General features: G+C 66.8%; 22 protein-coding genes. 9 read left to right on the top strand and 13 right to left on the bottom strand.

The window, feature by feature from the left end:
* The first annotated feature begins 19 nt into the window (after positions 1 to 19).
* The 6 genes from WA965_RS19060 (at position 20) to WA965_RS19035 (ending at position 4979) form a co-directional block, all read left to right on the top strand.
* A complete protein-coding gene (locus WA965_RS19060; RefSeq protein WP_526302894.1) occupies positions 20 to 406 on the top strand; it encodes a VOC family protein in 387 nt (128 codons plus the stop codon).
* Positions 399 to 911 carry a mycothiol transferase gene (locus WA965_RS19055; protein ID WP_526302893.1) on the top strand — a complete coding sequence of 171 codons (513 nt, stop codon included), beginning with the start codon at positions 399 to 401 and terminating at the stop codon, positions 909 to 911. Before WA965_RS19060 ends, WA965_RS19055 begins: the two co-directional genes overlap by 8 nt.
* Before the next feature lie 11 nt (positions 912 to 922).
* The gene (locus WA965_RS19050; protein ID WP_526302892.1) at positions 923 to 1489 is read left to right on the top strand and encodes a phosphatase PAP2 family protein; all 567 of its coding nucleotides are present in this window, start codon (positions 923 to 925) and stop codon (positions 1487 to 1489) included.
* A gap of 9 nt (positions 1490 to 1498) precedes the next feature.
* Complete coding sequence (locus tag WA965_RS19045) at positions 1499 to 3028, top strand: aldehyde dehydrogenase family protein (RefSeq protein WP_526302891.1); 1530 nt, start codon at positions 1499 to 1501, stop codon at positions 3026 to 3028.
* A gap of 178 nt (positions 3029 to 3206) precedes the next feature.
* Positions 3207 to 4064 carry a polyphosphate kinase 2 gene (ppk2, locus tag WA965_RS19040; RefSeq protein ID WP_526302926.1) on the top strand — a complete coding sequence of 286 codons (858 nt, stop codon included), beginning with the start codon at positions 3207 to 3209 and terminating at the stop codon, positions 4062 to 4064.
* Positions 4065 to 4094: 30 nt separating this feature from the next.
* On the top strand, positions 4095 to 4979 hold the full coding sequence (locus WA965_RS19035; RefSeq protein ID WP_526302890.1) for a hypothetical protein: 885 nt from the start codon (positions 4095 to 4097) through the stop codon (positions 4977 to 4979).
* Positions 4980 to 5186: 207 nt separating this feature from the next.
* On the opposite strand, the gene WA965_RS19030 is transcribed toward WA965_RS19035, so the two are convergent.
* The 4 genes from WA965_RS19030 to WA965_RS19015 form a co-directional block, all read right to left on the bottom strand.
* Entirely contained in the window at positions 5187 to 7805 is a 2619-nt protein-coding gene (locus WA965_RS19030) for a LuxR C-terminal-related transcriptional regulator (protein ID WP_526302889.1), read from the bottom strand.
* 294 nt (positions 7806 to 8099) lie between these two features.
* On the bottom strand, positions 8100 to 8858 hold the full coding sequence (locus WA965_RS19025; RefSeq protein WP_526302888.1) for an Rv2686c family ABC transporter permease subunit: 759 nt from the start codon (positions 8856 to 8858) through the stop codon (positions 8100 to 8102).
* Entirely contained in the window at positions 8858 to 9565 is a 708-nt protein-coding gene (locus WA965_RS19020; protein WP_526302887.1) for a fluoroquinolone export ABC transporter permease subunit, read from the bottom strand. The genes WA965_RS19025 and WA965_RS19020 overlap by 1 nt, the downstream gene beginning before the upstream one ends.
* Before the next feature lie 10 nt (positions 9566 to 9575).
* Positions 9576 to 10451: an ATP-binding cassette domain-containing protein gene (locus tag WA965_RS19015; protein ID WP_526447935.1), complete on the bottom strand. Its 876-nt coding sequence runs from the start codon at positions 10449 to 10451 to the stop codon at positions 9576 to 9578.
* A 129-nt stretch (positions 10452 to 10580) separates the two neighbouring features.
* On the opposite strand from WA965_RS19015, the gene WA965_RS19010 reads away from it, so the two are divergent.
* On the top strand, positions 10581 to 11051 hold the full coding sequence (locus WA965_RS19010) for a GbsR/MarR family transcriptional regulator (protein WP_526302885.1): 471 nt from the start codon (positions 10581 to 10583) through the stop codon (positions 11049 to 11051).
* 103 nt (positions 11052 to 11154) lie between these two features.
* Positions 11155 to 11799, top strand: a complete 645-nt coding sequence (locus WA965_RS19005) for a TVP38/TMEM64 family protein (RefSeq protein WP_526302884.1) — start codon at positions 11155 to 11157, stop codon at positions 11797 to 11799.
* A 19-nt stretch (positions 11800 to 11818) separates the two neighbouring features.
* Here WA965_RS19005 and WA965_RS19000 read toward each other — a convergent pair whose 3' ends face one another.
* From WA965_RS19000 to WA965_RS18960, 9 genes are all read right to left on the bottom strand, one after another.
* Positions 11819 to 12424, bottom strand: a complete 606-nt coding sequence (locus WA965_RS19000; protein WP_526302883.1) for a TetR/AcrR family transcriptional regulator — start codon at positions 12422 to 12424, stop codon at positions 11819 to 11821.
* The gene (locus WA965_RS18995) at positions 12421 to 13926 is read right to left on the bottom strand and encodes an FAD-dependent oxidoreductase (protein ID WP_526302882.1); all 1506 of its coding nucleotides are present in this window, start codon (positions 13924 to 13926) and stop codon (positions 12421 to 12423) included. Before WA965_RS18995 ends, WA965_RS19000 begins: the two co-directional genes overlap by 4 nt.
* Before the next feature lie 128 nt (positions 13927 to 14054).
* Positions 14055 to 14294, bottom strand: a complete 240-nt coding sequence (locus WA965_RS18990) for an anti-sigma factor family protein (RefSeq protein ID WP_347133312.1) — start codon at positions 14292 to 14294, stop codon at positions 14055 to 14057.
* Positions 14291 to 14926, bottom strand: coding sequence for an RNA polymerase sigma factor (locus WA965_RS18985; protein ID WP_178361361.1), 636 nt, complete (start codon positions 14924 to 14926; stop codon positions 14291 to 14293). Before WA965_RS18985 ends, WA965_RS18990 begins: the two co-directional genes overlap by 4 nt.
* Before the next feature lie 23 nt (positions 14927 to 14949).
* Positions 14950 to 15444, bottom strand: a complete 495-nt coding sequence (locus tag WA965_RS18980; RefSeq protein ID WP_526302881.1) for a YkgB family protein — start codon at positions 15442 to 15444, stop codon at positions 14950 to 14952.
* A gap of 75 nt (positions 15445 to 15519) precedes the next feature.
* On the bottom strand, positions 15520 to 15843 hold the full coding sequence (locus WA965_RS18975) for a hypothetical protein (RefSeq protein WP_178361363.1): 324 nt from the start codon (positions 15841 to 15843) through the stop codon (positions 15520 to 15522).
* Positions 15840 to 16487, bottom strand: coding sequence for an LpqN/LpqT family lipoprotein (locus WA965_RS18970; RefSeq protein WP_526302880.1), 648 nt, complete (start codon positions 16485 to 16487; stop codon positions 15840 to 15842). The genes WA965_RS18975 and WA965_RS18970 overlap by 4 nt, the downstream gene beginning before the upstream one ends.
* Position 16488: 1 nt before the next feature.
* Complete coding sequence (locus tag WA965_RS18965; protein WP_526302879.1) at positions 16489 to 18513, bottom strand: prolyl oligopeptidase family serine peptidase; 2025 nt, start codon at positions 18511 to 18513, stop codon at positions 16489 to 16491.
* Positions 18514 to 18541: 28 nt separating this feature from the next.
* Positions 18542 to 20374: a flavin-containing monooxygenase gene (locus WA965_RS18960; protein WP_526447933.1), complete on the bottom strand. Its 1833-nt coding sequence runs from the start codon at positions 20372 to 20374 to the stop codon at positions 18542 to 18544.
* Between the two features lie 118 nt (positions 20375 to 20492).
* Here WA965_RS18960 and WA965_RS18955 point away from each other — a divergent pair.
* Positions 20493 to 21399, top strand: a 907-nt coding sequence (locus WA965_RS18955) for a 2,3-butanediol dehydrogenase (RefSeq protein WP_526447931.1), incomplete at its 3' end; no start/stop codon positions are given.

Genomic DNA, 21399 nt, shown 5'->3' with positions numbered 1-21399 from the left:
CCGAATGTACGGTGAGCTCATGATCGACCACTTCGGAATCAACTGCGCGGATTGGGAGAAGTCGAAGACCTTCTACGACAAGGTCCTCGGCGTACTGGGGTTCACCCGGCAGATGGACTATCAGGTCGCCATCGGCTACGGAGTCGACGGCAAGCCGGATTTCTGGATCGCGGACATGAGCACCGGCGATGCGGCCGGGCCGAACCGCGAGGTGCACTTTGCGTTCCAGGCGGCGGACGCGGACGCGGTGCGGGCGTTCTATGACGCCGCCCTCGAATCGGGTGCCGAGTCGCTGCACGCCCCGCGGCTGTGGCCGGAGTATCACCCCGGTTACTTCGGTGCGTTCGTTCGCGACCCCGACGGCAACAACGTCGAGGCCGTGTTCCACGGTGCCGCTCATGGCTGACACCGACGCGGCCCGTGAACTGCTTCGCGACGCTTTCACCCGGCTGATCGAGCACGTCGACGAGCTGACCGACGGGCTGACCGACGCCGTCGCGTACCACCGTCCGACGCCGGAGGCCAACACGATCGTGTGGTTGATCTGGCACAGCGCTCGCGTGCAGGACGCGCAACTGTGCGATATCGCGGGCATCGAACAGGTGTGGCTGCGCGACGGCTGGGTCGACCGGTTCGCGCTGGACCTGCCGCGCGACGCACACGGGTACGGCCACACCCCCGAGGAGGTGGCCAAGGTGCGCGCGTCGCCGCAGTTGCTGGCCGGCTACTACCACGCAGTGCACAAGGTGTCGCTGGAGTATGTCGCGTCGGTGTCGGCCGACGACCTCGCCCGGATCGTCGACGAGCAGTGGACCCCGCCGGTGACCGCCAGCGCGCGGCTGGTCAGCATCATCGACGACGCCGCCCAGCATCTCGGCCAGGCCGCCTACATCAGAGGGATCGCCGGCTGAGGTTGTCGTGGGTGATCCGAGGGTGGCCGCCCATCGGGCTGGCGGCGCTGATCCTGCTGGGGCTCGCCGTGGGCAAGGGCTCGACATCGCTGGACGACTGGTTCTTCGCCGTCGGTGAGAGGTACCCGTGGCTGGGACGGCTGTTGGTGTTCACCGACGGCCGCGTGGTGCTGGCGCTCTGGGCGGTCGGGCTGGCGACCGTGCTGATCCGGCGCCGCTGGCGGCCCGCGGTGGTCGTCGCGGTGGCACCGTTCGTCAAGGTTGTCTCGGCCCGGTTCGCCAAGAGGGCGTTCGGCAGGTTCAAGGGGGACTCGCTGGCCTACCCGAGCGGGCACACCACCCTCGCGGTGGTGGTGCTGGGCCTGTGCGTCTTGATCGCCGGGGCGGCGACGTGGTCTGTGGTCGCGGCGCTGCTGGCCGCGCTGCTCGGCGTGCTGGGGCAGGCGGTCACCTACCACTACTTCACCGATGCGATCGGCGCGATGTTCCTCGGTACCGCGCTGGTGTGTGCCGCCGCGTGGGCCGCTGGACTTGACAGGTGTCAACCCCGATGCGACCTGGATCACAGCAGTGGCTAGCATGAGGTCATGACTGCGACGCCCGATGTGGACCTGCCCAACCCGTTCACCGGCACCGGCACCATCAACAACCCGGCCACCGGCGTGGTCGCAGGCGAGGTGCGCTGGACCGAACCCGACGACGTGCCACGCATCGCGGCAGGTCTACGCGCCGCGCAGAAGGAGTGGGAGGCCCGCGGGCCGAAAGGGCGGGCGAAGGTGCTGGCCCGGTACGCGGTGTGGCTCGGTGAGCATCGCGCCGAGATCGAGAAGCTGCTGATCGAAGAGACCGGCAAGTCCGCGGTGGATGCCGCCCAGGAGGTGCCGCTGATCATCATGATCGCGTCGTACTACATCAAGACGATGGAGAAGGCGCTGGCGCCCGAGTCCCGGCCGGCGTCGCTGCCCTTCCTGGCCATCAAGAAGGTCACCGTGCACTATCGGCCCCGCCCGGTCGTCGGCGTCATCGCGCCGTGGAACTACCCCGTCGCCAACCTCCTGATGGATTCGATCGCCGCGCTCGCCGCCGGCTGTGCTGTGCTTCTCAAGCCGTCCGAGCGCACCCCGCTGACCGCCGAACTGTTGCTGCGCGGTTGGCTGGATTCGGGTGCCCCCGAGGTGTTGGCGATCGTCCAGGGTGCGCGCGGGGCCGTCGAGGCCGTCGTTGATGCCAGCGACTACATCCAGTTCACCGGGTCGAGTGCGACCGGCGCCAAGGTGATGGAACGCGCCGCGCGCACGCTCACCCCGGTGAGTCTGGAACTCGGCGGCAAGGATCCGATGATCGTGCTCGAAGACGCCGACATCGAACTGGCCGCGCACGCCGCGGTGTGGGGTGCGATGTTCAACGCCGGACAGACGTGTGTGTCGGTGGAGCGGGTCTACGTGCTCGAGTCGGTGTACGACCAGTTCGTCGCGGCGGTGGTGCGTGACGTCGAGAAGCTCAAAACCGGCGCGGGCGAGGGATACGACTTCGGCGCGATGATCGACGAGAGCCAGGTCGCGGTCACCGAGCGCCACGTCCGCGACGCGTTGGCCGCCGGTGCCAGGGCGTTGACCGGCGGGCAGCGCACCGCCGGCGCGGGCAGTTTCTATCCGCCCACCGTGCTGGTCGACGTGGACCATTCGATGGCGTGCATGACCGAGGAGACCTTCGGCCCGACGCTGCCGATCATGAAGGTCGCCAGCGTCGAGGAGGCGATCCGGTTGGCCAACGACAGCCCGTACGGCCTGTCCGCAGCGGTGTTCTCCGGCGATGTGGAACGCGCGAAAGCCGTTGCTCTGCAGTTGGATTGTGGTGCTGTGAACATCAACGACGTGATCTCCAACCTGATGTGCACGACTGCTCCGATGGGCGGCTGGAAGACCTCCGGCATGGGCGTGCGGTTCGGCGGGGCGGAAGGCCTGCGCAAGTTCTGCCGTCAGGAGGCGGTGGTCGCGCCCCGCACCAACGTCGGTGCCGGCGGCAACTACTACAACAACTCGCCCAAGGCGCTCAAGCGGATGAATACGCTGATGACCAAGCTCGCGCTGATGGGTCCTCGGCGCTCGGCGAAGTAATCCACTGGGCCGAGCGTACGGTTTCTGACGGATCTGACCGGGATTTCATCAGAACCCGTACATTCGGCGCGCGGTCCTCGACGCTCGGCGAAATTGCCGGCCGGCGAAATCGTCCACCTGCCGTTCACGTGCCCGTCACCGGGGCGTACGCGGGGGTCGATAACTTCTGCCGGTGACCATGCTCAAAGGTGCCGAGTTCTACACCGTCCGGGATGACGACGACGACGATCCCGTGCTGGTGCACCACCCGAGCGGCGCGGAGATCGACACCTGGCGCGAGGGCTACCCGTACGACGAGCGGATGGGGCGCCCGGAGTACGAGGAGCAGAAGCGACTTCTGCAGATCGAGCTGCTGAAACTCCAGAACTGGAGCAAGGCCAACGGCCTGCGCCACGTCATCGTGTTCGAAGGCCGGGACGCAGCCGGCAAGGGTGGCACCATCAAACGTTTCATGGAGCACCTCAATCCCCGCGGCGCCCGCGTCGTCGCCCTGGAGAAACCCACCGAGCGCGAACGCACCCAGTGGTACTTCCAGCGCTACGTGCCCCATCTGCCGGCGGCCGGGGAGATCGTGATGTTCGACCGGTCCTGGTACAACCGGGCCGGGGTCGAGCGGGTGATGGGGTTCTGCACGCCCGACCAGCACGAGGAGTTCATCCGGCAGGCACCGTTGTTCGAGCAGATGCTGGTCAACGACGGCATCACCCTGACCAAACTGTGGTTCTCGGTGACGCAGTCCGAGCAGCGCACCCGCTTCACCATCCGCCAGGTCGATCCGGTCCGGCAGTGGAAACTCTCGCCGACGGACCTGGCGTCGCTGGACAAGTGGGACGCCTACACAGCGGCCAAAGAGGACATGTTCGCCCTCACCGACACCGACATCGCGCCGTGGACGGTGGTCAAGAGCAACGACAAGAAGCGTGCCCGGATCAATGCGATGCGCTACGTGCTCGGTAAGTTCGACTACGACAACAAGGACCGCGAGGTGGTCGCCGAAGCCGACCCCCTCATCGTGGGACGCGCCCTGGCCGACTGACCGCCCGGCGTCCCGGACAAGGAGGATGCCGTGCGGTTCCTGGCTGCCCTTCTGCTGTGGCTGCTGACGACGGCGGCGCTGTTGGTCGCGGTGCCTGCGGTCTGGGCGCAGGTCAACTTCGTCGGGGAGAGCGGTTACGCCAAGCTTGCGGCCTCGGCGGCCGAGGATCCCCGGCTGCAGGACGCGATGGCCGCCGAGCTGACCACTCAGGTCGTCTCGCTGGGTGCCGACAACGGTTACACGCTCAATCCGGAACTGGTCCGCCAGGTCGCGGTCACCTACACCGGTAACAGCGGCTTCCCCGGCCAGTTCGCGCAGGCGAACCGGATCGCACACCGGTGGATGTTCACCGGCGCGGTCCCCAGCGGCAACTCCACCGAACAGTGGCTCATCGACGTCGCACCGATGATCTCGGACCCGTCCTTTCAAGCGACGCTGGGAACACTCGATCTCCAGGTTCCGCAATCACTGACCGTGCCCATCACCGTGGACTCACCGGAACTGCAGCCGGGCAAGCTGCGGTGGCTGGCGACGTGGGGTCCGTGGGCCAGTATCGGCGCCGCCGTGTTGGCCGGCGCGTTCGCGCTGCTGACGCTTGCCGCGGCCCGCTCGAAGGGTAAAGCGCTGACCGCGCTTGGTGTTTCGGCTCTGCTCGTCGGCGCAGCCGGGTGGGCCGGCATCGAGGTGGGGCGGGGGTCTCTCGAAACGGCATTGAATCGCACGACCGGTGACATCCGGACCGTCGCCGAGGTCATGGCGGCCCATGCCGAGAACAGCCTGCATGTGTGGCTGAACGTCACATTGGCCGCGGGCGGCGGGTTGGTGGTCCTCGGCGCGATCGCCGCCGCGTTCGGCGGAGTACTGCGGCGGACTACAACCGATCCATCTCCCGGCACATCGCCGCACTCTCGATGAAGACGTAGTGGTGCGGGTGGTTGTGCAGATCCCAATCCGACTTGATTCGCTTCGGATGGTGAGTCCTCCAATGCACCACCGCACTGACTCTCTGGGGCAGGGAAGTCGTCATGATGTTCTCCGGTATGTCTTGGTGTCCTCGGAAGATCGTCGCCCCCGTCGGCGTGCACGACGTCAGTAGCGCAGTACTGATGTTTTGTGGGTGCGCTACGTATGACTCGAGCTGACGCCGAGATGGTCGAGCAGAGCCGCGAGTTCCGCTCGGCTGTCGGTTCCAGTTTTGGCCATTGCGTTGTAGATGTGGCTCTCCACCGTGCGCACCGACAGATTCAACCGAAGTGCGATGTCCCGGTTGGACACCGACGTGCTGAGGAGCATCACGATCTCGCGCTCACGATCGGTCAGCGGCAACTTCTGGGCGGACTGCCGAAGCGCCGGTGTGCTCGCGCCGCCGCAGATTCCCGCCAGCGCTTGCGCGCGCGTCGAGCAGCGCAGCGCCGACCCGCGGAGGTTCTTCCTGCGGAAGCAGATCGAGGCGTGCGCGGCCGCATCGACAGCACCGATGAGGTCACCGATCGACTCGAATTGCTCAGAGACGGCCACGAGTTCGTCCCCGTCACCTGATCGCAAGGATTCAGCGAACCGTGCCGCGGTTGCCGCGCGTGGACCCTCGACGAGGTCCAGTAGATCGTGCAGACGGCAGGCCGTGGATGTGTCGCCGAACTGGGTCGCCGTCTGAAGACACATCACCTCGGCCGCGTATTGCCCTCGCTGCCTGGCTATCTCGGCCGCCGCCTCCACCATCGCGATCGCTTCGCTGATGGCGCCTTGGGAGCCGGCAACCCACCCGTCGGCGATGGCACGGGCATAGTCCAAGTAGCGCCAACTCGGATGCCAGTCGGCTCCCATCTGCTGCTGTGCTGCGGCAGCCTCGTCGATCAGGCCGCGCATGGCCAGCCCGGTGGTGAGCAGAATGCGATAGCGGTACCGGAATCCGGTCGCGGTGTTCCAGGCGGTGATGCGGTCCAGCGCGGTTGTGAGATGACCACACGCCTGTTCGACAAAACCCGCGCCGAGTTCGGCCTGCCCGGTGACGGCCAGTGCGATCTGTCCGAAGGGCGCTCCCTGTGATGCCGTGGCACGGCGTCGCATCATCGTCGCGGCATCTTGCGCCTCCGCCGTCCGACCTGCCAGCAACAGGGCGTTGATATGTGCGTCGGCGATGACGATGAACGCGCGGGCGGGAATCGAGTAACCCGACTCCGCTGTGGTGGCGGCTTCGGCCGCATCCCCGGCTTCGCCGCACGCCACCGTCACCGCCCAGGTTGTCAGACGACGCTGGAGGTGGTCGGGCAACTGATCTCGATCGAAGCCCTGCGCCACCTTCCTGGCGGCTTCGGGGTTGCCCATCGCAGCCCAGTAGACGCACCGGAACGCGTCGATGCAACGGCGTTCCGGCGCCGTGGCGGCGGTTGCGTGGTCGATCAGGTTCTTCGCGCCGTCGGGGTCGGCGAGACTGAAGAACAGGTTCACCGCACGCAAGAAGGTCAGCCGCGCGTGGTCGACGGCTGCGAGCGGACCTGTGTCGACCTCGGCGAGTACCGATTCCGCCTCTCTGCCGTGGCCGAGCCAGGACAGCACGAATGCCCGGATGAGACTGGCCTCGATCTTCTCGCCGGCCTCGATTGCGGCCTCGGCGAGCCGGTCCGCCATCGCCAGATCGAGCATCCAGGCCGCCCCGCGGGCCGCGTTCAGGAGCAACTCGATGTCCGGTTCGAGATCCGATTCCAGACACAGGGCGGCGCGGCGCACGACGACGTGAACGTCGTCGTGGCGGTCGGAGGCGGCGAGTTCGGTGGCGACGAGGCCGCGCAGGCGTCGCAGAGTGGTCTGTGCGGCGCGACGCCGGCGCACCTCTCCGTAGAGCGGGTGTGCCAGGCGGACGTCCACGGCGCCGCCGGTGTGCTCCAAGCTGATCAGGCCGCGCCGGTCGGCCTCCTCGACAGCGGCCGGCCCGGCGATGCGGCCCAGCGACCGAATCTCGACGGGTTCACCGACTGCGACGACGTCGACCACATTGCTGACGGCTGCGGACAGGCCGCCGATACGGGACTCGATCAACTCGACGAGATCAGGGGGGATCACCGGATTGCCGCTCCACACCCAGACACCATCGCGGCACGCGAGCCGTCCGTCGGCGACCTCGTGCTCGACGATGAGGCGCAGATACAGCGGGTTTCCCTCGGTCAGGTTCCACAGACGTTGCAAGGCTTCATGATCGACACGACCGCCCAGAGCATTCGACACCAGCGTCGCGGTGGCGTCCTGGCTGAGCGGCAGGACGTCCAAACGGTCGAAATCACCGTTCTTCCAGAGTTCCCGCGTCGCGGTCGGCACAGGTTCGCCGTCGCGAAGCGTCAGCACGATCTTTGCGAGCCGGCGCTGAACGATCTGCTGCACAACAATGATCGACAGCTCGTCGAGCAGCGGGACGTCGTCAACGCCCAGCGCGACTGGCTCGCCGTCGGGCGCCGATGTCAGCGCGGCGATGACATCCTGTATGAGTTCGATGTTGTCGTCGCTGGTGAATCGAGCCCATGGGGTCAGTGCGCCCAGCGGAAGATTGCGGGCGGCCGAGGTGCCCACCACCCAGCGGATCTCCCACCGTCGGTCTGAGAACCGGGTCAGTGTCTCCCGCGCGATCCGACTCTTACCGACCCCGGCGGCACCGCTGACGACGATGCCTGCGGAGTCAGGATCGACCAACGCGGCTTCGATGAGCCGTGTTTCCCTCGACCGGCCGGTCAGCGGCCACGTCAACCGCACCCTCCAACAGTAGGAGCGCAGCGGTGGCAATTCGAGGAATTGGCTGATCTTGCCCGATCTCCGAACATCGGTAGCGCACTACAGAGATGGGCGAGTGCAGGCACAGCAACCATGGCCACATGCCTGTCGATTCGGCTACCGCGCAGCGTTGTCCGAGCATATTCGTCGCCGGGGCACCTGGAACTGGCATACCTGCATGTGGCGGGTCCGAGGAGGCGCCTCGGCTGATCGGGTTCGCGCGCAGCAGTGGCCCTGTCGTCTTGGGAACCCATGGCCCGCAGGTGCTCAGCTACGTCAGGCGGTGTTCTTGGTGATGAAGCGGCGAAACAGCAGCCAACCCAACGCCGCGTTGCAGACGACACCTCCGAGGAGGTACGGCCACCAGATTCCGTGGTCGGAGGCCACCCAGAAGGCCTTGGCCGCCCAGTAGGGGGGAAGTACGCCGAACGCGAGGTTCCATGCGGAGTCGACGAACCAGCCCAGGCAGGGCAGTCCGGCGATGACGATGCCCAGCAGGCGCAGCATCGCGATGCCCTGGATCTTGTTGCCGGCCACCGCGACGATGAGCAGCAGTGTCACCACCGACGACAGGCCCGCCACGATGCCGATCGGGATGAGCGCCGGTGTCAGCCCCGGTCGCACGAGACCGCTGAACGTCATCGTGGCCACCACGTATCCGGTGGTGACGACCACGACGGTCGCGGCGCGGTAGGCGAAGAAGGTCGACAGCGACACCGGGGTGACCCGAATCGCAGCCAGCGTCCCGGCGTCGATCTCGTCGAGGACGAGGAAGGCGCCGAGTCCTCCCACGATGATGATGCTGGTCAACAGCAGGAGGCCGGTGACGAGCACAGGGTAGTAGGGCACCAGGTCGAAAGCGTAGCGCCGGATCAGTGTTTCGGTCAGCGGCGGGATCAGCACGACGGCCGCGACGGTCCAGATCACCGGTGCGAGCACCAGCATGACCAGCAGCGGATCACGGTAGGTACCACGAACATCGTTGCGGCCGAAAGCGACCCAGCCGCCCGAAATCCCAGCCGTCGAGGCGCTCATCACAGCACCCCCGAACGTTCGATCACAAAGCGGCTGAACAGTTGTCGCGCCAGGATATAGAGCAGGCCCGCGCACAGCAGGGGATACCCCAGCGCGTAGGCGACCTGCCACGGCGCGAGGTCCACCTGGTCGAACGCCGCCCCGAACAGCAGGAGCGGGCCCTGCGTCGGCACGAGGTACAGCACCGGGTGCGGCCACACGCCTGACAGGTGCAGCGCCGGCAGCGACAGGATCATCAGCGGCACCGTCGTCGCCAGGAACCAGTCGCTGACCGAGGAGAACGGCAGTGACGACATGAACCCGGCGATCAACATCACCAGTGTTCCCAACACGATTCCGGCTGCCACCGGCAGAAGATGGACGCCGACACCGTGGGTCACGCCGACCACTACAAGCGCCACGAACAACGAAATGGCCATCAGCAGTGTGACTTTCACCGACAGGTACTCCCAGAACCGCAGCGGACTGCAGATCACCGCGCCTAGGGTTCGTTCCTGCTTTTCGAAGAACACCGAACCGCCGATGAAGAAGAACCCGATGATCGTGATGTCGCCGAACAGCACGTAGGGTTCGAGGATCGGTCGGATCTCAACGGGCGTCGGCAGTAGTACGGCGAGCCACAGCAGGCCGGAGATCACCGCGGCGTGGACGAACTTCTGCCGCCACTGGGTGGTTGCTTCCAGGCGCAACGCACTGCGCCACCTCATGACAGTGTCCTCACAATAGCGGCCTGCCGGTGACGTCGACGAACACGTCGTCGAGGCTGGCCTCGGTGCTGTGGATCGTCTCCACGTGGTGATCGCGCAACACGCCGTGGAATTCCTGGTTGTCGGCAAGACCCTGCATCGGGAAGTCGGCGGTCTGCAGGGTGTTCTGCGGACCGCGGTATTCCACCCGGACCAGGCGTCGGCTGCGGGCGATCTTGAGTTCGGCGGGTTTGTCGAGGGCGGCGATGCGTCCGTCGACGACGAAAGCGACCCGGTCGCACAATTCGTCGGCGGTGGCCATGTGGTGGGTGGTGAGAAAGATGGTGCGTCCGCGGGCCTTGAGATCGAGGACCATGTCCTTGACGGTGCGGGCGTTGACCGGATCCAGACCCGAGGTCGGCTCGTCCAGGAACAACAGTTCGGGGTCGTTGAGCAACGACCGTGCAAACGTCAGCCGCATCTGCATTCCCTTGGAGTACCTGCCCACCCGGGTGTCGGCGGCGTCGGACAGGCCCACCGCGTCAAGCAGCCGGCGGGGGTCGAGCGTGTTGCCCTGGTACAGGGACGCGAAGAATCGCAGGTTCTCGGCGCCGGTCAGTTTCAGGTAGTGATTGGGCAGTTCGAAGGAGACGCCGATGCGCTGGTAATAGTCCGGCCCCCAGGCGCGGGGATCCTTTCCCCACACCAGTGCCTGGCCGCCGTGGCCGCGGAGCAGACCGATGAGAAGCTTCTGGGTCGTGGATTTACCGGCCCCGCTGGGGCCCAGGAAACCGAAGATCTCGCCTCGTCCGACCGTGAAATCCATTCCGCGGACTGCAGGTTCAGTGGTCTTCGGATAGGTGTAACTCAGCTGCTTGACGTCGATGACGTCCGTTGAGGTGGGCATCGGATTCCAGATCGCCTTTCGCGGGTAGGAAGAATCCACGTTCCGACCAGACTTCCCGGAGCACCGAAGAGAACTGTACTAGACTTTCAGAAATTATTGAAGACCGTTCTTGGGGAGGAGGTTCCGCCGTTGGCTGCCCCGTCTGAGTCGCAGCACGCCGCCGAGCGGTTGGCGCTCGTCCTGACCGGCCACGGGCTGCAGCGGATGACAGCGAGGGTGCTCGCGACCCTGCTGTTCACCGAGCAGCCCAGCGTGACGATGGCCGATCTGGCCGAGGTGCTGCAGGCCAGTGCCGGATCGATCTCCGGTGCACTGAAGATGCTCACGTCTGTCGGACTCGCCGAACGGGTGCCCGTCCCGGGAAGTCGCCGCGAGCACTTCCGGCTTCCGGACAATGCCTGGTCGGTGCTGTTCACCAGCAAGAACGAGACGATGCGGGAGATGCTGGAGGCTGCTGACGCGGGTATCGGGGCGACCGACGAGCACGGCCCGGCCCGCCGGCGGCTGGCCGAGATGCGGGACTTCTACGGCTTTCTGATGGCCGAGATCCCGGCGTTGGTGGATCGCTGGCATGAGCAGCGAGGCGACGCCGGCCGCTGAGCAACCGGTACGTTGGATGTCGAGCTCACGCCGATCGAGGACTTGACCCGCGGTCGTGGGCTGTTGTGACTCCCATCGCAGGTTCACCCGGAAAGGCTGCTTGTTGTCTACACCTGAGACCGCCGAGATCGACGGCCTTGCCGGTTGGACCGTTGACCTGATGGAACGCCTGGGAGGTCCCGGCGCCGGGCTGGCGATCTTCCTCGAGAACGTCTTTCCGCCCCTGCCGAGTGAAGTGATCCTGCCCATGGCGGGTTTCGCCGCGCGGCTCGGTCGGCTCTCGGCGGTGGAAGCCGTGATGTGGACCACTCTGGGCTCGGTGCTCGGCGCATGGGTCCTCTATCTGCTCGGGGCGTGGCTGGGCCACGACCGGATGCGCAGGCTCGTGACGAAGGTCCCCTTGGTCGACACCGAGGACATCGACAAGTCCGTGACATGGTTCGAACGCCACGGCACAAAAGGTGTGTTCTTCGGCAGGATGTTGCCGTTCTTCCGCAGCTTCATCTCCGTCCCGGCGGGCATCGAGCGAATGAACTTCCTGGTCTTCACCGTGCTCACGTTGCTGGGCAGCCTGATCTGGAACAGCGTGTTCGTCTACGCGGGATACAGCCTCGGGGCCAACTGGCACCTCGTCGAGCCCTACACGGCCACCCTGCAGTACGTCGTTCTGCTGGCGATCGCCGTCTTCGGCGGCTGGTTCGTCGTCTCGCGGGTGCGCCGCACCAGGGTGCGCGCCGAACAGCTATGAGCGTCGGGTAGCGGCTGAGTCATCCGGGGAGCAACCCGATCTGGCGGTACACCGCCCGCAGGTAGCGGCGCATCTCGGTGATGTCAGGCGGGTCGGGCTGCAGAACGCGGTAGGTGACCGCACCCACCATCATGTCGATGGCCACGTCGACGTCGACATCCGCGGCGACCGTGCCCAACTGCTTGGCCCGGTTGATCAACGCCGCCGCCAGAAGTCGGCGCGGCAGGATATAGCGCTCCCAGTAGGTGGCCATCAGCTGCGGGTGACTGACCGCTGAGCCGAACACCCTGGCGACCAGGGCGCGGTACTGCACCGTCGTGACGGTGTGGGCCGCCCGTTCGATAGCCGCCTCGACGAGGTCATACGGGGATTCGGCGGCGATCGCCTCCTGTGACGCCCACCCCGCGTCCTGGGCGATCAACGTCTCCATCGCGGCGGCGATCAGATCCTCCTTGCCGGCCCAGCGCCGGTAGATCGCGGGCTTGCCCACACCGGCCTTCTTGGCGATCTGCTCGATGCTGGTGCCCTCGACGCCACGGTCGATGAACAGCTCGAGACCGGCCTGCAGGATCGCCAGATCAACGGCGGCGTCTCGTGGTCGGCCGCGACCGGCCGGGGTGGTCATCGGGTCGACCCACTCCGCAGCGCGCCGGTGAGCCAATCGCTCAGGCCTGCGTCATCGCCGGTGTCCCCCCGCCATGCCAGGTGCCCGTCGGGGCGGACCAGCATCACCTGGTGACCCTGGTGGGTCAACACGACGATCAGCTCACCGAGATGACCGCGCGCCACGTCGGCGCTGCGGGATCCCGATGCCCCGTCGGGAAGCATCAGCGCCCACCGCCCGCCCAGCTCGTGATGCAGCGTCGATTCCGCACCGTCCGCCCGGTGGCAACGCATGTCAGGTACCCGGTCGCCGGCCCGGGGCTTGCGCCCGGTGCCGCCCAGGGGTCCCTTGCGGTAGCTCACCCACAGTTGCGACGCGGTGTAGGTGATCCAGCGCTGCACGGGCGCCGGACTGAAGATGCGCGGCGCGACGTGGTCGCGGAACAATCGCAGCACCGGATTGTGGGCGACGTTGATCCGGGTGACCGCACTGGTGCCGCGCAGCACCTCGGTGGCCAACGGCCGCCGCTCCGCCTCGTAGGTGTCGATCAGGGGATCTGCGGCCTTCTGCTTCAGCACCAGGGCGAGTTTGAAGGCCAGGTTCTCGGCGTCGCCGATTCCGGTCAGCATGCCCTGCCCGCCGAAGGGTGCATGCGCGTGGGCCGCATCGCCGGCGATCAGCACCCGGCCGCGCCGATAGGTGTCGGCGAGCCTGCGATGGACCGTGAACACCGACAGCCAGTCGGCGTCACCGATGCGCGGGTGACGTCCGGTCCGTTCCGGGATGATCTGCCGAACTCTCTCCAGAATGGCGCTCCCGCTGGGCTTTTCGCTCTGTCCGGGATCGTAGGCGAACAGTCGCCACAGGTCGTCGCGGCCCGTGGCGTCGGGCATCGGCATCACCCCGAGGAGGCCGGTGGGGTGAATCCATCCGGTGGTTCCGCTGCGGTCGAGGTCCCAGTCGAGGTGTACATCGGCCAGCAGCCAGCGTTCGGTGAGCTTCACACCCGGAAAGTTGATGTCGACCAGTCGGCGGGTGGTGCTGGCGGTGCCGTCGCAGCCCACGACCCAGTGGGACCGGATCCGCGTCCCGTCGTCGAATTCGGTGACGACGCCGGTGTTGTCCTGCTTTAGGGCGACCAGTCCTCTGCCCCATTCCGGGGCGGCGCCGAGGTCGGCGAGGCGTGTGCGCAGGGTCGCCTCGACCTTCGCCTGCGATACGACCATCGGTGGCGCCGCGGTCTGCATCCGGGGGTCGCCGAACTCCAGGGTCATCAACGGACGGTCGCCCAGGTAGCTGGTGATGCGCATGGCGCGCAGCGACTCGTCGGGCAGGGTCCCCAGCGCTCCGATGCGGCCGAGCACTTCAGAGCCGCGGGCGTGTAGAAAGTTCGCCCGCGATGTCGTCGCCGGACCATCGGCCCGGTCGACGACTCGTACGGCCACTCCGTGCAACCGCAGGCTGCAGGCCAGTGTCAGCCCCGTCGGCCCGGCTCCCACCACCACCACGTCGGTCTCGTCCATCGGGATACAGTAACGGAACGGCACCGTAACGTAAATACCAGATCGCCGGAATTGCGTTCCGGCAGTATTCGAGCGAGTGCCGACCCGCCGGAATGCAGTTCCGGCGCAACGGGTCCGGGCTCGCCGGCCTAACGCCAGTTGCGGAACGAGTCGAGCAACCGGGCGCGGAAGGTCGGCTCGATCTGCTCGTCGCCGATGGTTCCGAGGGTGGCCATCGTCGCGCGGAACTGCTGCAGATAGTTCTCGCAGCCGTCGCATTCGAGGAGGTGTTCGTCGAAACGTGCCCGGTCGGTCGGCGTCAACGATCCGTCCAGATACGCGGTGACCAATTCGACGAATTCGTCGCAGTCCATGTCGTTTTCGCTCACATCGCGTCCTTCAGGTAGTCCTCGAGCCCCTGCCGGATGGCGGCCCGGCCCCGGTGCAACAGCACCCGCTGGTTGGCGACGCTGATGTCGAGCAGCTCGCACACCTCCGCGGAGTCCATGTCCAGCACGTCGCGCAGCGTCACGACCACCCGTTGGCGTTCCGGCAGCTTGTCGAGCTCGCGTCGGGTCACAGCCATCAGCTCGCCGCCCAGCACCGACCCCTCGGGCGAGTCGGGGAACGGCGACGGCGCCTCGTCGTCCTTCCAGTGGCCCGGCCACCGGTCGTCGGAGTCGCGGAACCGGGCCGGGTCGACCGTGCCGCCGGTGTACGCGGCGATCTGCACGTCCACGTCCTTGCGCTCCCGCATGCCACGCTTCTTGGCGATGTTGATCAGCACGGTGAACAGCCAGGTGCGTAGCGAGGACCGGCCCTCGAACGCATCGATGCCCTTCAGGAGCGCGATCCACGCCTCCTGGACAACCTCTTCGGCGATCTCGCGGGACGCGACGTATCCACGCGCCACCCGCAGCATTGCCGGCGCGTGCCTGTCGACCAACTCCGCGAAAACCGCCTCATCGCGCGCCCGCAGCGCTGCGATGAGATCTGCCTCGTCAGCGGACGTGGTGGTCATCTCGGAACGATGGTAGCGGCTGGTCAAGTGCGCGAACTGCGGGCCGAGTCGGTCAACGTCCACACCGCGACACCCAGCAGAGCGACGTCCTTGATCAGGAACTGGCCCGACGACGACAGCACCGGGAACCCGCCGGCGGACGCCTCGAACACTCCCGGGGCGGTGAACAGGAAGCTCAGGGTTGCGGTGAACAGCCCGATGGCGATGAGGCTTCCCGCCATCGACACCGTCGGCCACCACGGTTTGACCGCGATGAGCAACGCGGCGCCTATCTCCAGCACGCCCAGCAGGGCGGAGAATGTCCCGATGGAGAACACGTCGTACACCCAGCTCATGAACGGGCTGGACGACACCAGGGGTGCGATGCCCCGGGCCTCGAAATCGGTGAACTTCAGCACGCCGATCCAGGCGATGACAACGACGAGACCGTAACGGGCCAGGAGCGCGCCGAGGTGCTGCGACCGGGACTCTTGTAGCCGGTCGAGGGCGTGAGTGGCCTCTTTCGTTTCACTGGGCATGGTGATCCTCTCGGACGGGCCCCGCCGCTGACAGCGCGGCCTCCGAGTGCGTAGTGCCGCAAGGAGCGTCGGCCGTTACACGGGGCCGTGCGGTGGATCGGGCTCCCGGTGCGGGGCGTAGGCCGACCGGATCCGTCCACCGATCTTGATGTACGGGGTGCGGAAGTACGCCGACCCGATCATCAGGATCGCTGTCGCCATCACGAACGCGATCGAACTCTGCACGTCCGGCAGGCCGCCGAGGAACAGCAGCACCGCGCCGACGGCCGACCCTGTCCAGTAGATGCGTCGTTTGACGGCCCGTTTGGGCAGGCGCGCGGTGTCCCGCCCGGGGACCGCGACGGCGAGGATCAGCGCCAGCGCGCCTGCGGCCAGCAGCAGCACCGAGACCGTCGTCACGAGGTGGGCAGCAGCAACTGGAACCCGTCGACGATCTCCTGCGCGTCACGAAGATAGGTCGGGTTGTCGCCCTGCGCAGTCTGCAGCGTCAACGTCGCGAGGTAGGTGGTGTTGCCGGCGTCGGCGACGACGGCGTGCATGATGATCGGGCGCTCGGGCGCCGGACCCATCGGGGGTGCGATGTAACTTGTTGTCTCCGACGGGAATCCACACGTCGAATTGCTCTCGGTCTCGAGGTCGGAGGCGCCCATCATCGTGACGAGGTTGTTCCGGTTCTCGCCGAACACGATGTCGGGGTCCGGGGTGCCGCGCACCGATTCGAGGGTCACGACGGCGTTGGGCGCGAACCCGTCGGAGATCAGATCCTGGGCGACGATGGCGTAGCGGATGATCCGGCTGTCCATCATCGAATTACGTTCCCAGCCCTGCGGAACGGGGATGCGCATCTGTGGCTCGTCGTCGTCGACGGAGGGGATATCGGACAGGGGCGCAGCGACCGTCGCGCATTCACCGTCCGCGCTCATCGAGGCCTCCGGTCCGGTACCGGCTGCCATCACGGCGGTGCCCGGGACGTCGCGGGAGCAACCGGTCAGCAGCAGCGTCGAAGCCAGCACCACGAGAAGCGATCTGAGGGTCACGGGCATGTCAGGCTCCTTGGAGTGTGCGCAGCAGGAACTCGTAGACCAGCGCGGCGCGGAACGCGGTCTGCGCATTGTCGGCCGCGCCGGCGTGGCCGCCTTCGATGTTCTCGTAGTAGCGGACCGGCTTGCCCGCCGCTTCCAGTGCCGCGGTCATCTTGCGCGCGTGGCCGGGGTGCACCCGGTCGTCTCGGGTGGACGTGGTGATCAGCACCGGAGGGTAGCTGCGTTCTGTCGAAATATTCTGGTAAGGAGAGTATTTCGAGATGAACTCCCAGTCGCCTGGAACATCGGGATCTCCGTACTCGGCGACCCAGGACGCGCCTGCCAGCAGCAGGTGGAAGCGCCGCATGTCCAGCAACGGAACGCTGCACACGAGCGCGCCGAACGATTCCGGGTACTGGGTCAGCATGATTCCCATCAGCAGGCCCCCGTTGCTGCCGCCCTGCGCGCCCAACTGATCGACCGTCGTGATCCCGCGCGCCACCAGATCCCTTGCCACCGCGGCGAAATCCTCGGCCACCAGATGTCGGCCCTCGCGCATCGCCTGGGTGTGCCAGGTGGGACCGTACTCGCCGCCGCCGCGGATGTTGGCCAGCACATAGGTGCCTCCGCGGGACAGCCACAACCGGCCCAGCACCCCGTCGTAGCCCGGGGTGCGGGCCACCTCGAAGCCGCCGTAGCCGCCGAGCAGTGTCGGACCCGGGCCCTGGGAGTGCCGGTGGCCGACCACGAAATAAGGGATCGCGGTGCCGTCGTCGGAGGTGGCGAAGTGCTGTGTCACCTCGATGTCGGCGGCGTCGAAGAACGACGGTGCGCGCTTGATCTCGCTCAGCTCACCACCTGCGGTCCCGTAGAGCAGACGCGACGGCGTGTCGAAACCTGCTGCATCGATGAAGATCTCGTCACCGAGGCTGTCGGCGGCCACGATAGTGGCGTTGGTGTTCTGCGGCAGGCCGGCCACCGGCTCCGATGTCCAGGCGCCGGGGGTGACGACTGTGACGTGGCTTGCCACGTCGGCGAGCGTGACGACGACCAGGCGGTCGCGGGTCCATGCGTAGTGGTGCAGGCAGGTGTGCTCGTCGGGAGCGAAGACCACCCGCAACTCGGCGGTGCCGGCCAGGAATTCGTCGTAGTCCGCGGCCAGCAGCGACCCGGCCGGGTAGTTGTCGTCGCCGCGGTACCAGTCGGTGCGCAGTTCGATCAGCAGCCAGTTGCGGTGCAGCGAGATGCTCGAATCGGTGGGGGTGTCGATCCTGATCAGCTCGCTGCCGCGCAACTCGTAGACCTCTTCGTTGAAGAAATCCAGCGCTCGGCTCACCACGGTGCGTTCGAACCCGGCGGTGCGGTCGACCGACGCCGCGACGACGACGTCCGTCGAGGCTCCGCTGAACACCGTTTCGGCGTCGGCGAGCGGTTGACCGCGCCGCCAGCGCTTGACCACGCGGGGGTATCCCGAGTCGGTCAGCGAGCCCTCCCCGAAGTCGGTGCCGACCAGCACGGTGTCCTCGTCCTCCCAGCTGACCTGTGATTTGGCCTCGGGGAGCTGGAAACCGCCGTCGACGAACGCACGGGTGGCCATGTCGAACTCGCGCACGATCGCGGCGTCCGAGCCGCCGGGGGACAGGCTGACCAACGCCACCGAGTGGTCGGGTTCGATGACGTCGGCGCCGGCCCACACCCACTTGGCGTCGTCCTCGGTGGCCAGCTGATCCACGTCGATGACGACGTCCCAGTCCGGCTTCTCCGATCGATAGCTCGCCAGAGTGGTGCGCCGCCACAGACCGCGCGGATTGTCCGCATCGCGCCAGAAGTTGTAGAGGTACTCACCGCGCCGTCGCACATAGGGAATCCGGGCGTCGGTGTCGAGCACCTCCAGCGCTTCGGCGCGCATCTGCTCGAAGCGCTCACCACCGAGTTCGACCACGGTGGGTTCGTTGTGCTCGCGCACCCACGTCAACGCGTCGTCGCCGCTGACCTCCTCGAGCCACAGGTACGGGTCGGTGTCGGTCTGGGCGGGGGCGTCGGTCACCCCACCATTCTGCGCAACGGGCCGCCGGTCAGCTCAGGTGGTGCACCTCGGCCAGCCCGTAGACCGGTGTCGCCATGCCTTCGTGGCGCGCTTTGAGCTGCAGCGCGAGGTACAGCGAGTAGTGCCGCGACTGGTGCAGGTTGCCGCCGTGGAACCACAGGTTGGGCTGCTGGGTCGGCTTCCACATGTTGCGCTGTTCGCCCTCCCACGGCCCGGGATCCTTGGGGGTGTCGCTGCCCAGGCCCCACACCTTGCCCACCCTGTCGGCGACGTCCTGACCGATCAGATCGGCGGCCCAGCCGTTCATCGAGCCGTACCCGGTGGCGTAGACCACGACATCGGCGGGCAGTTCGGTGCCGTCGGTCAGCACTACCGAGTCCTCGGTGAGTCGCTCGACCTGTCCGTGGGCCAGTTTGATCCGGCCGTCGGCGACCATGTCGCAGGCGCCGACGTCGATGTAGTAGCCGGACCCGCGCCGCAGATACTTCATGAACAGCCCGGAACCGTCTGCACCCCAATCTAATTCGAACCCGGCGGCTTCGAGGCGGTCGTAGAAGTCGCGGTCGCGTTCCCGCATCTGGTCATACAGCGGGATCTGGAACTCGTGCATGATCCGGTACGGCAGCGACGCGAACGTCAGGTCGGCCTTCTCGGTGGTCATGCCGGACTCGACCGCCTGCTCCGAATAGAGCGCTCCGAGGCCGATGTCCATCAGGGAGTCCGATTTGACGATGTGGGTCGAGGACCGCTGCACCATCGTCACGTCGACGCCGTTCTCGTAGAGCGCCTTGCAGATGTCGTGGGCGGAGTTGTTCGAGCCGATGACCACGGCCTTCCTACCGACGTAGCCGTCGGGCCCGGGGTGCGCGCTGGAGTGGTGCTGGTCGCCGCGGAACACGTCCTGGCCCGGGAGTGTGGGCACGTTCGGCTTGCCGGACATGCCGGTTGCGAGCACCAACTGGGTGGGATGCAGGGTGAGCCGCTCGCCGTCGCGGTCGACCTCGACCGTCCACTGCTGAGCCTGTTCGTCGAACTCGGCGGACAGACACGTGGTCTTCGACCAGTACGGCACCTCCATCACCCGGGTGTAGAACTCCAGCCAGTCGCCGATCTTGTCCTTCGGTGCGAACACCGGCCAGTTCGCCGGGAACGGCATGTACGGCAGGTGGTCGTACCAGACCGGGTCGTGCAGGCACAGCGACTTGTAGCGCTTGCGCCACTGGTCGCCGGGGCGCTCGTGTTTGTCGACGACGATCGCCGGCACGTTGAGTTGACGCAGCCGGGCGCCGAGCGCGATGCCGCCCTGGCCACCGCCGATCACCAGCACGTACGGCTGAGTGGTCCGACCCAGCTCGGCGTCCTCGGCGGCGCGCTTCTCCGCCCACGACCGCGGATCCGGGTCGTCGCCGTGGACTGCGCCGAGCACCCGGCTCGGGCCCTTGCGCTCCTCGTGCCCTTTGATCTCCTGCAGCGCGGTCAGCAGCGTCCAGGCCTGGTCTCCCTTGAGCCGCAGGTGGCCGACGCCGCGGCCGGCCCCGGTCTCGAACTCGATGAACGCCGACGTGACTGCGTCTTCGCCGGAACCGTCCTGGACCGGTTCCTCCCGCGTGCGGAACCCCGAGGGATCGGTGCCGATGAGCCGCTCACCGAGCATGTCGGCGATCTGGTCGCGCCCCTCGAGGGTCTTGAGGTTCCAGGTGAACGACACCAGGTCACGCCAGAAGCTGTCGACGGCGAACATCCCGACGGCACGTTCGATGTCCCGTACGGCCAGCGCCGCCTCGAAGTCGGCGAGCCAGGCGTCCACGCGCTGCTGGAGCGTCGCCTCTGCGGTGGTTTGTTGGTCAAGGGTGGAAGTCATGTGAGCCAGAACACACCGTGGGCCGACGTCGAAGCAAGAGTTGCAAGGCGTTGCAACCGGGCGTGCAACCCCCTGCAACTCTTTCGGTGTGTGGTCGCCGTCACATAGACATGCGGACATGAGAGCAGCTGTGTACTACGGACCGAACAAGCTCGAGATCGACGACGTCGCCGAACCGCAGGTCAAACCCGGCACCGTGAAGCTCCAGGTCGGCTTCAACGGGATCTGCGGCACCGACCTGCACGAGTACTACGCCGGGCCGATCTTCGTGCCCACCCAGCCGCATCCGCTGACCGGTCAGCAGCTTCCCCTGACGATGGGCCACGAGTTCTCGGGAATCATCACCGCCGTCGGCGACGGGGTGACCGGATGGAGCGAGGGCGATCGGGTGGCCGTCGAGCCGATCTACAAGTGTGACCACTGCGGCCCGTGTCGGGCCGGCAACTACAACGTCTGTCAGCAGATCGGTTTCCACGGTCTGATGTCCGATGGCGGGATGGCCGAGTACACCGTCGTCCCGACGAGCATGCTGCACAAGCTGCCCGACAATGTGTCGCTGGAACTCGGCGCGCTGGTCGAGCCGATGTCGGTGGCCTACCACGCCGCGACCCTGGGCGACGTGTCCGCCGGTGACACCGCGATGGTGTTCGGCGCCGGCCCGATCGGCATCGGACTGTGGTTCGCGTTGCGCGGCAAAGGGCTCGAGGACGTGTTCGTCGTCGAGCCGTCGCCCACCCGGCGGGCAGCCATCGAAGCGCTCGGCGCCCGCACGCTGGACCCGATCGGCGTCGACGTGCCGGCGTTCATCACCGAGCACACCAAGGGCAACGGAGCCGACGCGGTGTTCGACGCGGCGGGCGTGACGCCCGCTGTCGTGACGGCACTGGCCTGCGTCGGATCGCGGAAACCGATGATCAGCGTGGCGATCTACGAAAAGCCCCTGGAGACACCACTACTCAACCTCGTGATGAACGAGTCCCGGATCCAGGGCTCGCTGTGTTACACCGGCGCGGACTTCGAGGCGG

Origin of the sequence: Mycobacterium sp., from assembly GCF_049683935.1 — a bacterium.
GTDB lineage: Bacteria > Actinomycetota > Actinomycetes > Mycobacteriales > Mycobacteriaceae > Mycobacterium.
Note: the sequence above shows the minus strand (reverse complement) of the source record. Positions and strands in the feature narration are given on the sequence as shown.